This is a genomic window from Paraburkholderia sp. BR10954, from assembly GCF_040965775.1.
Classification (GTDB): Bacteria; Pseudomonadota; Gammaproteobacteria; order Burkholderiales; family Burkholderiaceae; genus Paraburkholderia; species Paraburkholderia youngii.
The window spans coordinates 21,054-35,194 of sequence record NZ_JBFRCK010000031.1; the positions used below are offsets into that span (position 1 = coordinate 21,054).

Here is a 14,141-nt window from a genome sequence, read left to right on the forward strand (position 1 = left end):
CTGATTCATAGCGGCCCGCTTGATGACGGCCGGCCTCACAGCGACAACTCGGACGACGCCGGCTCGAGCGCCGCCTGCGGCAGCTTCGCGCGGCGCTCCGGCGGGAGCGCCTGCAGCGCGCGGCGCCCGCGCAGGCCGAGGAAATATTCGCGGATGAACGGATGGTCGACGCCCGCGGCCTCCTCGACCGGCGCGTTGACGAGCACTTTCCGATCAGCGAGCACGGCCACGCGCGTCGACAACGCGACCATCGTATCGAGATCGTGCGTGATCATCACGACTGTCAGACCGAGCGCGCGATGCAGCCCCGAGATAAGCTCGACGAATTCGTCGGATGCCTGCGGGTCGAGGCCGGCGGTCGGTTCGTCGAGGAACAGCAGTTCGGGTTCGAGCGCGATCGCGCGCGCGATGCCAACCCGCTTGATCATGCCGCCCGACAGCGCCGACGGCATCTTCGACGCGTGCTTGCACGGCAGCCCGACCATTTCGAGCTTCAGCATCACGATGTCGCGCAGCAGGTCTTCGGGCACCTTGCCGAGCTCGCGCACCGGTTGCGCGACGTTGTCGAACACGGACAGCGACGAGAACAGCGCGCCGCGCTGGAACAGCATGCCGGAGCGGCTGCGCATCAGCAGCGCGGTCTCGGGCGAGATCGTGGCGAGGTCTTCGCCGAACAGCTTGATCGTGCCCCGCGACGGCCGCTCGAGGCCGAGAATCTGCCGCACCAGCGTGGTCTTGCCCGAGCCCGAGCCGCCGACGATCGACACGATCTCGCCGCGCCGCACGTCGAGGCTCAGATGCTGATGCACGATGTTGCGGCCGTAGCGCTTGGTGATGTCGATCACCTCGATCACCGGCTCGGCGATCGACGGTACGGGCTGGCCGCGTACGGCTTCGGTTAGTGGCGCGATCATCCGAGCCCCACGTTCTGAAAGAGGATCGCGAACACCGCGTCCGCGAGAATCACGATGGTGATCGACGTGACCACCGAGGTCGTCGTGCCTTCGCCGAGACTCTGCGAATTGGCCTTGATACGGAAACCGAAATGACAGCCGGCGAGCGCGATCAGCATGCCGAACACCGCGCCCTTGCCGAGGCCGATCCACAGGTTCGCGATCGGCACGACGACGGGCAGCTGCCGCGCGAAGAAGCTCATGTCGATACCGAGCACGAGCTTCGCGGCGAGCGCACCGCCTGTCAACGAGATCACGTTGGTCCACATCACGAGCAGAGGCATCGCGACGGACAGTGCGATCACGCGCGGCAGGATCAGCCGCAGACCGTGCGGGATGCCCATCACGCGCATCGCGTCGAGCTCCTCGGTCACGCGCATCACGCCGATCTGCGCGGTGATCGCCGAGCCCGAGCGGCCCGCCACCAGAATCGCCGACAAGACCGGGCCGAGTTCCCGAATCACCGCGAGGCCGAGAATATTGACGATAAACTGGTTCGCGCCAAAGATGCGCAATTGCTGTGCCGACAGATAGCTCAACACGATGCCGATCAGGAACGCGACGAGCGCAGTGATCGGCAGCGCGCGGGCGCCGGCGTTGTAGATGTTCGCGGAGATTTCGGTCCACGGCGTGAGTTTCGGTTTGCGCACGATCGCGAGCAGATCGAGCACGAAGCGCCCGAGCATCGTGACGCCGCCCTGCATGTGCTCGACGAACGAGAAGATGCCAAGGCCGAGACGCGTGAAGGGATCGAAGCGCGTGACCGGCTCGGCGCTCTCGCGCACCGTGTCGAGCAGCGCGATGCGCTCGAAGATGTCGCGCTGCGTATCCGTGAGCGCGGTGCCCGGCGGCAATTTGCGGCCCCATACGCGCCACAGCGCCTGGCCGCCGACGTGGTCCATGCTGTCGACGCGCGACAGGTCCCACCCGCCGATGCCCTGCGCTCCGGTCAGCGAACGCAGTTGCGGAATCACGTGCCCGGTGTCGCGATCGCGCGCGAGCGCGAGCGCCGTCCACTGGCCCGAGAGACGGACGATCTTGCCTTGGCTGCCGGCCGCGACTTCAAGGCCGGGCGGAGTGTCGTAGTTCAAGGATCGCGTGAATCTGGTTATCGGATTAGCGGCCATTGTAACGAAGGCTCGGCCGCCCGGTCCGCCAGGATGTGCATCGATCCGCGTCGCCTCTTCGCCGGTCCGCATTCGAGTCCCAGGCGGGTTTGCTGTGGCTACAATACGAGGCATGAATGCCTCCAAGACTCCCGCCTCTCCGCCCGCTGCGGCAAGCGCGGCCGCGGCCTCGTCGTCGGCTTCGGCCGACTGGCGCATCGATCGCGAGCGCGCGGTCAAACTGTTCGGCGCGCATGCGCATGACTGGCCGATCGAAATCGTCGAAGAAACCGGTTCGACCAACGCCGATCTGATGGCCCACATGAAAGCACTACCGCGACACGCGAACGCGCTGCCGCGGCCGATCGTGCGCGTCGCGTATCTGCAGACCGCCGGGCGTGGCCGTCGTGGCCGGCCGTGGTATGCGGAGCCCGGCAACGCGCTGCTGTTTTCGGTCGCGTGCGTGTTGCCGCGCCCGCTCGAAGGGCTCGCGGGCTTGAGCCTCGCGGTGGGCGTCGCGCTCGTCGACGGGCTGCGCTCGCTGCCGGTCGCGGGTCCCGGACAGATCGCGCTGAAGTGGCCGAACGACGTGCTGCTCGAAGGCGACAAGCTCGCCGGCATCCTGATCGAAACCGCGTGGAGCACCGACGATGCGAGTGCGGTCGTGATCGGCATCGGCACCAACGTGAAGGGTGCCGACGAACTCGCGGCGAAGGTCGGCGCGCTGAACGCCGAGGTATCGCCGCAGGCGCGCGGCACCGTGCCGACCGCGTTGCAGCGCGCGCTGCCGAACGCGAATCTGACCGATACGCTGGCCGCCGAATTGAACGCGCTCGAACCGATGCTGCAGCGCTTCGGCGCTGAAGGCTTCGCACCGTTCCAGGCTCGCTGGAACGGCGTGCATGCATACGCGGGCCGCGAGGTGGTGCTGCTCGAGCAGGGTCAAGAACTCGCGCGCGGCGTGGCGGCGGGCGTCGACGAACGCGGCCAGTTGCTGCTCGATACGGCCGAAGGCCGCCAGAGCATCGCGACCGGCGACGTGTCGCTGCGCCTCGTCGACGGTGCCGCATGACGCAGCGCGCGCCTTATCTGCTGATCGACGCGGGCAATAGCCGGATCAAGTGGGCGCTGGTGCAGCCGGACGGGACGCAGTTGGCGAGCGGTGCGCTCGCGCATCACGACATTGCCGGGCCACGCGCGCAATCTGCTTCGCAGACCGGTTGGGCCGACTTGCCAGCGCCCTGCGGCGCGTGGCTCTCCAACGTCGCGGGCACGCAGATCGCGACGGACATCGCCGCGCTCGTCGAAGCGTACTGGCCGCAACTGCCGCTCGCGACGATCGGCGCGAGCGCTCATCAATGCGGCGTGACCAATTGCTATACGACACCGCACTCGCTCGGTAGCGACCGCTGGTGCGGCATGATCGGCGCGCACGCGGCCTTTCCCGGCGAACATCTGCTGCTCGCGACCTTCGGCACCGCGACGACGCTCGAGGCGTTGCGTGCGGACGGCGCGTTTATCGGCGGATTGATTGCGCCGGGCTGGACGCTGATGATGCGCTCGCTCGGTGAGCACACCGCACAACTGCCGACGCTCGACGCCAAGTACGCGCGCGGTCTGCTCGGCGGGGCCGCTACAGCCGACGCGGCACGACGCGGTCCGTTTTTCGCAACGGATACGCCGCGCTCGCTGTCGGCGGGCTGCACGCTGGCGCAGGCCGGATTGACCGAGCGGATGTGGCGGGATCTGCAGGATGAATGGCAAGTGCCGGTGCGTCTCGTGGTCAGCGGCGGCGCCGCCGACGAAGTGGCGAGCGCGCTGAAAGTGCCGCATACTCGCCACGATTCGCTGGTGCTGTCGGGGCTCGCGCTGATCGCCGCCGAGGATACGGCGCGCCAAACCGGCTGAATGCCTGCCGGGCGGGTGCGGCCGAGTTGCGCCCTCAGACCCCGCGCTCAACTTCTTTCTGGATTGGAAACACCCACGATGCTTCGCTGGCCGATCGCCATTCTGATTGTTGTCAACGTGCTGGCTTTCGTCGCGCTGCGTGGCGCCTTCGGCCCGATACCCAGCGCCAGCGGACGCGAGCCAAATCACCTGAATCGCCAGATTCATCCGAACTGGCTGAAGGTGCGCCCGGTCAGCGCCGCCGATGCGGCCGATCAGGCCGTGGTCGGCGGACCCGCGCCGCAGGCACCGATTTCGACATCGGAGTTGCCGCAGTAATCGGCCGAGCGACGCGGTCGATCAGACGCTCGGCATTGCGCCGCGCGTTCGCGCGGCAACGCGCAGCATCAATCCTGCGTGCGCACCTTCTTCAACAGCGCGGTCGTCGAGCGATCATGCTCGAACGCGATCGCGAGCGCCTTGCCGCCCCAACCGCGCACGAGCGCCGATTCGGGTAGCGCGTCCATGTCGTAGTCGCCGCCCTTCACGAGCACGTCCGGGCGCAGCGCGCAAATCAGCTCGACCGGTGTTTTCTCGCCGAAGCCCACCACGTAGTCGACGCTTTCCAGCGCCGCGAGCAAGGCCATGCGGTCAGCCTCGTTGTTGATCGGCCGGTCGTCGCCTTTGCCGAGCATCCGCACCGATGCGTCGCTATTCACACCGACGATCAGGCACGCGCCCAACGCCTTCGCGTCGGCCAGATAGGTGACGTGACCGCGATGCAGAATATCGAACACGCCGTTCGTAAACACGACGGGCGCGCGCAGCGCAGGACGCAGCTTCACCAGGGCATCGCGCGTCAGAATCTTGCGTTCAAAGATGGCGGTCATCGCACGGTCACAGAGTTGGGGAGTTGCGAAGTTGCGGGAAGAGGAATGCAGGGTGCCGCCACGATACACGCTGGGCGGCTCGAAGCAAAACGGTCCGGCAAGCTCACGCCTGCCGGACCGCCATTTGAAACGGTGCTGACGCCGCCCGAGCCGTTACGCCGGTTGCTGCTGCGCCGGGCTCTGTTCAGCGGCTTGCAGACGGGCGACCACTTCCTTGCGATAACGGTTCAGTTCCTGCGCGGTGGTGAACGTGCGTTCAAACAGCAGCGACAGGTTGTGCAGAATGCGCTCGACGACCTTCTTTTCCCAGCCGTCGTCGAAACGGATCTGCTCGTCGAGCCAGCGCTCGAGCCATTCCGGATCCGGCAGACGCGACTGGATCGTGTCGCGCGGGAACAGCGCCTGGTTCACGTGCAGGTTGGTGGGGTGCAGCGGCTTTTCGGTGCGACGCGCCGAGGCCATCAGCACGCCGATCTTGGCGAACGCGGCACGCGCGATGTCGCCGGTTTGCGCCATCGCCTTCTTCATGTAGCGCAGATACGCGCCGCCGTGGCGCGCTTCGTCGCGCGAGATGGTTTCGTAGATGTGCTTGATGACCGGCTCGGTGTGCCATTCGGCGGCGCGGCGATACCAGTGATTCAGGCGGATTTCGCCGCAGAAGTGCAGCATCAGCGTTTCGAGCGGCGGCGCGGGATCGAACTCGAAGCGCACCGCGTGCAGTTCCTCTTCGGTCGGGACCAGTTCCGGCTTGAAGCGGCGCAGGTATTCCATTAGCACCAGCGAGTGTTTCTGCTCCTCGAAGAACCAGACGCTCATGAACGCGGAGAAATCGCTGTCGTGATGATTGTCACGCAGAAACATTTCCGTGGCAGGCAACGCCGACCATTCGGTGATCGCGTTCATCTTGATTGTCGCGGCCTGCTCGTCGGTCAACAGCGATGCATCGAATTTGTCCCAGGGAATGTCCTTCTCCATGTCCCATCGAACGGATTCGAGCGATTTATAAAGTTCCGGATAAAGCATGGTGTTCATAGTCCCACCCCTGTTCTGCACATACTGTGTGTGTCTGTTGCTGCTACGTGTAGCCGTTTTCACCTGTGACGAACGGACATGCCGTTTATCGGCCAAGCATTCAATTTTACGCGTTAACCGGCCGCCCAGAAGCATCGGGCAGCAAAGAAGTCCGGTCTGTTGTATTGGCGCCTGGAGCGTGAATCAGGCGCCGCGGCCAACCGTGGGTGAGGAATACCCTTGCCTGAGGTCGAGCCAGTCTGGGTCGACAACCGCTCCGTTCAGCCCTGCACCGGTAGCGCCGGCGGCGAATGACGAGAGAGCGGCGGGATTGGGTGTTTTCGGCGCACGCCCCAAAGCCAGATCAAGCTTACACAATGATAGCACGCGCCTCCGGCGAAACCCGTGACAGAACCGGTGCGAGCGTGCTATGGCATTGACTTCTCTCAATAAAGTCGGCAATTCGCGCGGCAGAAAATCGCCGGCGTTGGCATACGGCAAAAAGGTAGGCGATGGGTTGTCTCGTCATCGGGCACTGATTCGCGGGGGCGAGAGGTGATGCAAGCGCGGACCTGACCGCCCCTTCTACTGATTGCTTGCGCAGTCGCACGGGTTGCGAGCGTGTCGCCCGCACCGCCCGCTCACGTCGACTTTTTCTGCGTTGCTGCGCTCGTGCCCTCGCCGGACGCGCGTTTGGCCGATGTCGCGGCGCGCTTCGCGGCCGGCCGTTTGGCGGCGGGCTTCGCGCTTTGCGCACCGGTGCCCGACGGATCGCCGCCCGACGGATCCGCAGCCTTCGACGACTCCGCCTTGCCCTGCGTGCCCCCGCCCGCCGCCGCGACCGCGACGGACGGCTGCGTCATCGCGAACTGCGCGATCTGATTGAACTGCGATTGCAGCAGATTCCACCACGCGGATGCATCGAAACCGGGTGCCGCGGGCGCTCCCTCCTCGTCTCTGTCGGCTGGAGGGGCGCTTTCGGGCGCGGGTTCAGCGGGCTTCGTCCAGCTCGGCGCCGGCGCGGGGCTCGGCGCGTCAGTCGCGGCCGCGCCCGTTGCAGCAGCCGCCGCCTGCGACATCGAGGTCTGTGCGAACGCGCCGAACGCGCGCAGCGTCGCGAGCGTCGCACGCTGCACCTCGAGCGCCTGGATCGCCGACTGCAGCATGCTCAGATTCAGCTTCAGCCATTGCTCGACCGCGCGCATGTCGGTGATGCGCTTGTCGAGCTCCTCGACGCTCGTGAGCGGCGCCATCATGTCGGACATCATCGACAGCGACGGACTCGTGCCGCCACCGGGCTGCGCGCCCGTCATGGCGGCGCCGAAGGGTGACAGCCGAATCATGCTCCACATCCGATCGAGCATTTCAGCGGGCGGAAAACCGGGAAAGCCGGGAAAGGGCGGCGCGGAGCCAGTGGTGTCGGTCATGGTTGTCGCCTCGGTGCTGGATGACAGGTAGAGCGCGCGATGCCGCGCGCGTTGATTCGATCATACCGTTTGAGGTATGACATCACGATGGTTCGTCGTGACGCGGACGGCCTGCGCCAAAATCCGGCGCGCGCCGCTCGCGCAACGAGCTCAAGCCCTCGCGCACATCGGGCCCTGCGAAGCCCATGAACTCCAGCGCGAGCGATGTATCGAACGCCGGCCCCGCCGTGCGCAGCCAGTTGTTCAGTGCGTACTTGGTCCAGCGGATGGCGGTCTGCGACCCGTCGGCGAGCTTGCGCGCGACTTCGAACGCTTTCGGCAGCAGCGCGCTTTCGTCGACCGCGAGCGATACGAGCCCGATGCGCTCCGCCTCCTCACCGCTCACCGGCTCGCACAGCAGCAAGTAGTACTTCGCCTTCGCCATGCCGCACAGGAGCGGCCAGACGATCGCCGCATGATCGCCCGCGGCGACGCCGAGACGCGTATGCCCGTCGATGATGCGCGCCGTCTTCGCCGCGATCGAGATATCGGCGAGCAGCCCCGCGACGAGCCCCGCGCCGACCGCGGGCCCGTGCATCGCCGACACGATCGGCTTGCCGCAGTTGATCACGTTGTAGACGAGGTCGCGCGCTTCGCGCCACACCCGCGTGCGCACCTCGAAATCGTTCGCCATGTCCTCGACGAGCTGCAGATCGCCGCCGGCCGAAAAGCCCTTGCCCTCGCCGCGAATGATCGCGACGCGCGTGTCGGGATCGCGATCGATGTCGCGCCAGATTTCCGCGAGCTCGCAATGCATGCGTGCGTCCGCGGTCGCGAGGCCGCTTTTATTCGCGCCCTCGCCGCTCATCACGACTTCGAGCACGCCGTGCGGATGACGCTGCAAACGCAGCGACTGGTAGTGCGCGTAGTACGCGTCGTTCGGTTGCGATGACTGAGTCATGGTGAGCAGTCCGTAGGTGATTCGTTCAGTCGCGCGCGGAACGTCGCGACCCGTTCAATGCGGCTGATAAAGCCACTTGCCATTCGTGATTTCGACCATCACGCGCGCGCGCTGATCGAGCCCGAGATGATCGGCCGCGCTCATGTTGACGACGCCGTTGGTATCAGGGAGACCGCGGGTTCCTTCGAGCGCATCGCGCAGCGCGCGGCGAAACGCCGGCGTGCCTGGCGCACCGCTCTTCAACGCAAGCGGAATTGCGTGCTCGAGCAACGCGTCCGCGTCCGAAGTGTAGGAACCGAACGCCGACACGCTGCCCGCGCCGTGCTGCGCCTCGAAGCGCGCGATGTATTCGAGCGCGAGGCGCCTGGCCGGATGATCGGCCGGCAATTGCGCGGCGACCAGCACCGGGCTCGCGGGCAGGAACGTGCCATTGCAATCGGCGCCGCACACGCGCAGGAAGTCGTTATTGCCGACGCCGTGGTTGTGATAGATGACGCCTTTGTAGCCGCGCTCGCGCAGCGTTTTCGGCGGCAGCGCGGCAGGTGTGCCGGCCGCGCCGACCACCACTGCGTCGGGGTGAGTCGCGAGAATCTTCAGCACCTGGCCGGTCACGCTCGGATCGGTGCGATTGAAGCGCTCGCTCGCGACCACGTCGATGTGATGCAGCTGCGCGAACTTCGCGACCTCGGCGTAGAAGGTCTCGCCGAGCGCGTCGGCCTGGCCGATGAACGCGATCGTCTTCACGCCGTGTCCGCTCGCATGCTCGGCGATCGCCGAGGCCATCATCGCGTCGGTCTGCGGCGTCTTGAAGACCCAGCGACGTTTCGCATCGACCGGTTCGATGATTTTCGCGGACGACGCGAGCGATATCATCGGCGTTTCGCCCTCGGCGACCACGTCGATCATCGCGAGCGAATTCGGCGTGATCGATGAGCCGATGATCGCGTCGACGTGATTCTCGCTGATCAGCTTCTTGGTGTCCTGCACGGCCTGGGTCGTGTCCGAGGCATCGTCGAGCACGATGTACTCGACGTTTTGCCCGCCAATCTGTTTCGGCAGCAGCGCGACCGTGTCGCGCGCGGGAATGCCGAGCGATGCGGCCGGTCCGGTCAGCGACAACACGAGACCGATCTTCACCTGCGCGAACGATGTCAGCGGCAACGCGCAGACGAGCGCGGCGCACAGCGTCGCGGCGCGCCGCGCGAAGCGCCGGCCGCGTTGATACGAGCCGCGCGCGCTCGTGCGCGCTTGAACGAGTGACGCATCAGCGCGTCGATATCGAGCTGCGGGGAAGTTCAATCGCGGCATGCTGTCTCCTCACGTCGGGATTTTCGTTGTGGTGTATTGCCGATGTGCTACCGATGCGTTGCTGCACGCTTTATGACATTCGCACCGTCCCAGCCGGCGCGCCAGTCAGTGTAGCCGCGCGCGCGGGCGGTGGCATCGGGCGAAACCCTTTCGCACATCTCGCCGCGCCAACGCATCGCCGCGTGAGCGCCGCGCTTCATTCGAGCGGCGCGATGCTCTGCTCGATCGCACCGAAAATCGACTTGCCCGCGTCGTCGAACATTTCGATCTTCACGGTGTCGCCGTACTTCATGAACTCCGTTTGCGGCGCGCCGTGCTCGATCGTTTCGAGGCAGCGCTTCTCCGCGATACAGCAGTAGCCGCGCTTCGCGTCCTTGTTCGACACCGTGCCCGAACCGACGATCGAACCAGCCCGGAGATTGCGCGTTTTCGCCGCATGGGCGATCAGCTGACCGAAGTGAAACACCATATCGGTGCCCGCGTCGGGCTGGCCGACTTTCCTGCCGTTCCAGTGGACGATCATCGGCCGATGCACGCGGCCTTCGCGCCAGTGTTCGCCGAGCTCGTCGGGCGTCACCGCGACCGGCGCGAACGACGTGGCCGGCTTGCTCTGGAAAAAGCCGAAGCCCTTCGCGAGTTCGGCGGGGATCAGATCGCGCAATGACACGTCGTTGACGAGCGTCACCAGCCGCACGCCGCGCAATGCCTGCTCGGGCGTCGCGCCCATCGGCACGTCACCGGTGATGACCGCGACTTCGGCCTCGAAGTCGATGCCGTACTGTTCCGATGCGCACACGATGTCGTCGCGCGGGCCGATGAAGTCGTCGCTGCCGCCCTGGTACATCAGCGGGTCGGTCCAGAATTCGGGCGGCATTTCCGCGCCGCGTGCGCGCCGCACGAGTTCTACATGGTTCACGTACGATGAACCGTCGGCCCACTGGAACGCGCGCGGCAACGGCGCCATGCACTCTTTAGCGTCGAACGAAAAGCTGTTGCGCGCGCGGCCCTGGTTCAGCGCATCGTAGAGGTCGTGCAGTTGCGGCGCGTAGAAGGCCCAGTCGTCGAGCACGCGCTGCAGCGTGGGCGCGATCGCGTCGGCGATGGCCGCCGTGTGCAGGTCGCGGGACACGACGATCAGTTGACCGTCGCGCGTGCCGTCCTTCAGCGAGGCAAGTTTCATAGAGCTGTGAACCGTGTATTAGTGACGATGGAAGGAATCTATTCTACGATGGTGAATCGGCGCGGCCCAAGATGTGCGTGTTCTTCGTCGCTGTCACTGTCACCACCGCCGTTACGCGCCTTTTACGATTACCGAACGCGCTGCCCGCGCCTTTTGCACATGTCCGCCAACGCCCGCTCCGGCACGATCCGCACCCGCACCGACCCCGCGTCCGCCGACGAACTGCCCGACCCCGCCGATGCCACCGACGCAACCGGTGTCGATGACGAAGCTGGTGAACCCGGCGAAGAAAAACTGCGCTCAGGCATCCAGTCGATCGAGGTCGGGTTCAGGCTGCTCGACGTGCTGACCCACGAGCCGCGCGCAATGATGCTGCGCGATCTCGCGCAGCGCGCGGGCATGAGTCCGGCGAAGGCGCATCGCTATCTGGTCAGCTTTCTGCGTCTCGGCGTGGTCGCGCAAGACCCGCTGTCCGGCCGCTACGAACTCGGCGGCTTCGCTTTGCAGCTGGGGCTCGCGCGGCTTGCGCGGGTCGACGGTGTGAAGCTCGCGCGCATCGCGCTCGCCGAGTTGCGCGACCGGCTCGATCTGACGGTCGGCATCGCCGTGTGGGGCAATCAGGGGCCGACGATGGTGCACTGGATGGAGTCGAGCTATCCGGCCAAGGCATCGTTGAAACTCGGCGACGTGATGCCCTTGCTCAGTTCCGCGACAGGCCTGCTGTTCGCTGCCTACCTGCCATCCGGCAAGACCGACGCGATGATCGAGCGCGAGCTGGCCGACTCGCGGCGTTCGTCGCATAGCGGCGCGCCGCGCACCCGCGAAGACGTCGACAAGGTGCTCGCCGAGGTGCGCGAGCACGAGGCCGCGCGAGTCGAAGGCATGCTGCTGCCGACGATCCACGCGTTTTCGATGCCGGTGTTCGATTCGACCGGCGAACTCGCACTCGCTCTCGTCGCGCTCGGCCATGAAGGCGGGTTCGATATCCGCTGGGGTGGCGAGATCGATACCGCGCTGCGCGAATGCGCGCGCAAGCTGTCGTACGAACTCGGCTATAGCGCGATCCCGCGTAGCGACAACGGTTGATACGCGCCAGTCCTTTCAAGCTCTCACAGATTCAAGCGCCGATGGATTTTGCTTCCGCCAACCGCCGTGGTGATCGCCTTCCCGCTTTGGGCAGCGGGCCAGGACGCGGGGCGCGCACGGGACGCTGGATCGCGGTGCTCGTGGTCGTGGCGGTCTTGCACTGGATCGCGGCGCAATGGTTCGAGCGCAATCGCGTGGATCTGAATCCGGCGAATCACGAGCATGTGCCGGTGCAGGTCGCGCTGCTGAGGCCCGAGAGGGTCGAGCGTCAACCGGCGCCAAAGCCGGCCGCGCCGGCACCGCACCCACCCGCTCCCACACGCAAGCCTGTGGCGCGTCCGCCGCGTGAGCAGCATGTGTTGAGCGCGTTGCAGCCGGCCAAGCCGAACGAGCCGGCGGCCACGCCGGCATCGGAGGTCGCGGCAAGCGCGCCGCCCGCCGCCGCGAGCGCGACTGCGCCGGTCAATGCCAATGCCAGTGGCGCCGCGGCGAGCGCCGCTGGCGCGGCTAGCGCGCCGCAGGCGTCGCAGGGCGTGAAGTTTTCGGTGCCGCCATCGGCCGAACTCGACTACGACACGTTCTACAACGGCGTGCGCAACGCGCCCGGCACGATCCATTGGGCGAGCAATGGGCAAGGCTACGAAATGGTCGTATCGGTGCCGCTGCCGTTCGTCGGTCCGTTCGTGTTTTCGAGCCACGGAGGGATCGACGCGTTTGGCCTCGCGCCGGCGCAGTACAGCGAAAAGCGTGGCCGTCGCGCGGAAGACATCGCGATCTTCAATCGCAGCGACAGGAAGATTGGCTTCACGCGCACGCCCGCCTCGCTGCCGTTGCCCGACGGCGCGCAGGACCGCTTCAGCGTCGTGATGCAGCTCGCAAGCCTCGTGCGCGGCGAACCGGACGCCTATAAGCCTGGCGTGACGCGACAGTTTTTCGTGGTCGATTCCGATAGCGGTGAAAACTGGCCGATCGAGACGATCGGCGACGAAACGATTCGCGCGGCGCAGGGCTACCTGCAGACGCGTCATTTCAAACGTCTGCCGCGGCACGATGGCGACCAGCGCCGCATCGACGTGTGGCTCGCGCCGTCGCTCGGCTGGCTGCCCGCGCGCATTCTGCAGTCGGAGCCGAACGGTACCCAGTTCGAGCTGGTGTGGCGCGGCAAGCTAAATGTCGATGGGGCCTCGGCTGTGGATGCCTCGCCCTCAGCCCCCTCCGCCACGAGCCCTGCGCCGGCGCCGGGCGACGCATCGGCAGTAACGCCCGAGCCCACCCCCGCCGCAGCGGTCGATTCAACCGCTCCAACAATCATCAAACCGTGACACTTGTCGTGACAGAGTGTCACCAGCAGAACTGCTCGAGATCGGCGAAACTTACTTTGCAACACTGACTCGCACGTCAATGGAGTCTCCGTTTGCGCGAACGGGGCGATCCACCGCGTTTTTTCACTGTGTTTCCTTCAAAGGAGTCTGCATGCCAGTGAACATCAACGGTATCGAAACACGCTACGTGCTGAGCAACGAAGGCGGCGGCCCGTGGCTCACGTTCATCCATCAGCTGGGCGGCGATCTTTCCATCTGGGATCAGATGGCCGGCTATTTCCGCGACGATTACACAGTGCTGCGCTACGACGTGCGCGGCCACGGCCACAGCGCGGTCGCGCGCGAGCCGTTCACCATGCGCGAGCTGGCCGACGATCTCGCCAAACTGCTCGATGCGCTCGGCGCGCCGACGACGCACCTGGTCGGCCTGTCGCTCGGCGGCATGATCGCGCAACAATTCGCGCTCGACCACCCATCGCGTCTCGACACGCTGACGATCGCCGACAGCACCGGCGGCACTCCGCCCGAAAACCGCGAGTTGTGGAATCAGCGCGCCCACACCGCTCGCAGCGACGGCATGGAGGCGCTGCTGCCGTCGACGATCGCGCGTTGGCTCACGCCCGACTTTCAGGCCGCGCATCCCGAAGCGGTCGAGCCGATCCGTGAGGCATTTGCGCGCACCCCGCCGGAAGGCTTCGCGATGGCCTGTGAGGCGCTGCGCGACTTCGACCTGCGCGGCAAGCACGGCGCGATCCGCCTGCCTACGCTGACGGTGGCCGGACGTCACGATACGGGCACGCCCCCTGCTGCTACGCAGGCAATAGCGGAGGCGATCGAGGGTGCCCGCTTCGAGTTGCTGGATGCCGCGCATCTCACGCCCGTCGAGCAATCTCACCGTTTTGCCGCGTTGCTTGAATCGTTTCTGGAGCGGCGAGTCTAACCGTCAGGTCCGGAGTTTTTTACTTGCGTCGTCCGGACCCACCCCTTGAATTCCATCCCCCATGCTCCACCTATGCAGAAAAGGGCAGGAG

14 protein-coding genes are annotated in these 14,141 nt (G+C 66.0%); 6 read left to right on the forward strand and 8 right to left on the reverse strand.

The features are described from left to right. Positions 1 to 35 precede the first annotated feature (35 nt). Both AB4Y34_RS31675 and AB4Y34_RS31680 read right to left on the reverse strand, forming a co-directional pair. Positions 36 to 914: an ABC transporter ATP-binding protein gene (locus tag AB4Y34_RS31675; RefSeq protein ID WP_176385431.1), complete on the reverse strand. Its 879-nt coding sequence runs from the start codon at positions 912 to 914 to the stop codon at positions 36 to 38. Further along, the gene (locus AB4Y34_RS31680) at positions 911 to 2,044 is read right to left on the reverse strand and encodes an MlaE family ABC transporter permease (RefSeq protein WP_368718264.1); all 1,134 of its coding nucleotides are present in this window, start codon (positions 2,042 to 2,044) and stop codon (positions 911 to 913) included. Before AB4Y34_RS31680 ends, AB4Y34_RS31675 begins: the two co-directional genes overlap by 4 nt. 148 nt (positions 2,045 to 2,192) lie before the next feature. Here AB4Y34_RS31680 and AB4Y34_RS31685 point away from each other — a divergent pair, with 148 nt between their 5' ends. From AB4Y34_RS31685 to AB4Y34_RS31695, 3 genes are all read left to right on the forward strand, one after another. Beyond that, positions 2,193 to 3,131 carry a biotin--[acetyl-CoA-carboxylase] ligase gene (locus tag AB4Y34_RS31685; protein WP_368718265.1) on the forward strand — a complete coding sequence of 313 codons (939 nt, stop codon included), beginning with the start codon at positions 2,193 to 2,195 and terminating at the stop codon, positions 3,129 to 3,131. Beyond that, positions 3,128 to 3,967, forward strand: a complete 840-nt coding sequence (locus AB4Y34_RS31690) for a type III pantothenate kinase (RefSeq protein WP_368718266.1) — start codon at positions 3,128 to 3,130, stop codon at positions 3,965 to 3,967. The genes AB4Y34_RS31685 and AB4Y34_RS31690 overlap by 4 nt, the downstream gene beginning before the upstream one ends. Before the next feature lie 78 nt (positions 3,968 to 4,045). After that, on the forward strand, positions 4,046 to 4,285 hold the full coding sequence (locus tag AB4Y34_RS31695) for a hypothetical protein (RefSeq protein ID WP_368718267.1): 240 nt from the start codon (positions 4,046 to 4,048) through the stop codon (positions 4,283 to 4,285). A 68-nt stretch (positions 4,286 to 4,353) separates the two neighbouring features. Here AB4Y34_RS31695 and rfaE2 read toward each other — a convergent pair whose 3' ends face one another. The 6 genes from rfaE2 to AB4Y34_RS31725 all read right to left on the reverse strand — a co-directional run bounded on the left by rfaE2 (position 4,354) and on the right by AB4Y34_RS31725 (position 10,702). After that, complete coding sequence (gene rfaE2 / locus AB4Y34_RS31700) at positions 4,354 to 4,836, reverse strand: D-glycero-beta-D-manno-heptose 1-phosphate adenylyltransferase (RefSeq protein ID WP_368718268.1); 483 nt, start codon at positions 4,834 to 4,836, stop codon at positions 4,354 to 4,356. A gap of 153 nt (positions 4,837 to 4,989) precedes the next feature. Further along, complete coding sequence (locus tag AB4Y34_RS31705) at positions 4,990 to 5,868, reverse strand: ferritin (RefSeq protein WP_013088232.1); 879 nt, start codon at positions 5,866 to 5,868, stop codon at positions 4,990 to 4,992. A 620-nt stretch (positions 5,869 to 6,488) separates the two neighbouring features. Continuing rightward, entirely contained in the window at positions 6,489 to 7,274 is a 786-nt protein-coding gene (locus tag AB4Y34_RS31710) for a PhaM family polyhydroxyalkanoate granule multifunctional regulatory protein (RefSeq protein WP_368718269.1), read from the reverse strand. 82 nt (positions 7,275 to 7,356) lie between these two features. Beyond that, positions 7,357 to 8,214: an enoyl-CoA hydratase/isomerase family protein gene (locus tag AB4Y34_RS31715; RefSeq protein ID WP_368718270.1), complete on the reverse strand. Its 858-nt coding sequence runs from the start codon at positions 8,212 to 8,214 to the stop codon at positions 7,357 to 7,359. A 54-nt stretch (positions 8,215 to 8,268) separates the two neighbouring features. Beyond that, positions 8,269 to 9,522, reverse strand: coding sequence for an ABC transporter substrate-binding protein (locus tag AB4Y34_RS31720; RefSeq protein WP_368718271.1), 1,254 nt, complete (start codon positions 9,520 to 9,522; stop codon positions 8,269 to 8,271). Between the two features lie 196 nt (positions 9,523 to 9,718). Then, complete coding sequence (locus AB4Y34_RS31725; protein ID WP_368718272.1) at positions 9,719 to 10,702, reverse strand: fumarylacetoacetate hydrolase family protein; 984 nt, start codon at positions 10,700 to 10,702, stop codon at positions 9,719 to 9,721. 159 nt (positions 10,703 to 10,861) lie between these two features. Between AB4Y34_RS31725 and AB4Y34_RS31730 the strand changes: the two genes are divergently transcribed. The 3 genes from AB4Y34_RS31730 to AB4Y34_RS31740 all read left to right on the forward strand — a co-directional run bounded on the left by AB4Y34_RS31730 (position 10,862) and on the right by AB4Y34_RS31740 (position 14,050). Further along, positions 10,862 to 11,788, forward strand: a complete 927-nt coding sequence (locus AB4Y34_RS31730) for an IclR family transcriptional regulator (protein WP_176122256.1) — start codon at positions 10,862 to 10,864, stop codon at positions 11,786 to 11,788. Between the two features lie 41 nt (positions 11,789 to 11,829). Further along, the gene (locus tag AB4Y34_RS31735; RefSeq protein WP_368718273.1) at positions 11,830 to 13,110 is read left to right on the forward strand and encodes a DUF3108 domain-containing protein; all 1,281 of its coding nucleotides are present in this window, start codon (positions 11,830 to 11,832) and stop codon (positions 13,108 to 13,110) included. A gap of 151 nt (positions 13,111 to 13,261) precedes the next feature. Continuing rightward, on the forward strand, positions 13,262 to 14,050 hold the full coding sequence (locus AB4Y34_RS31740) for an alpha/beta fold hydrolase (RefSeq protein ID WP_368718274.1): 789 nt from the start codon (positions 13,262 to 13,264) through the stop codon (positions 14,048 to 14,050). Positions 14,051 to 14,141: the final 91 nt, after the last annotated feature.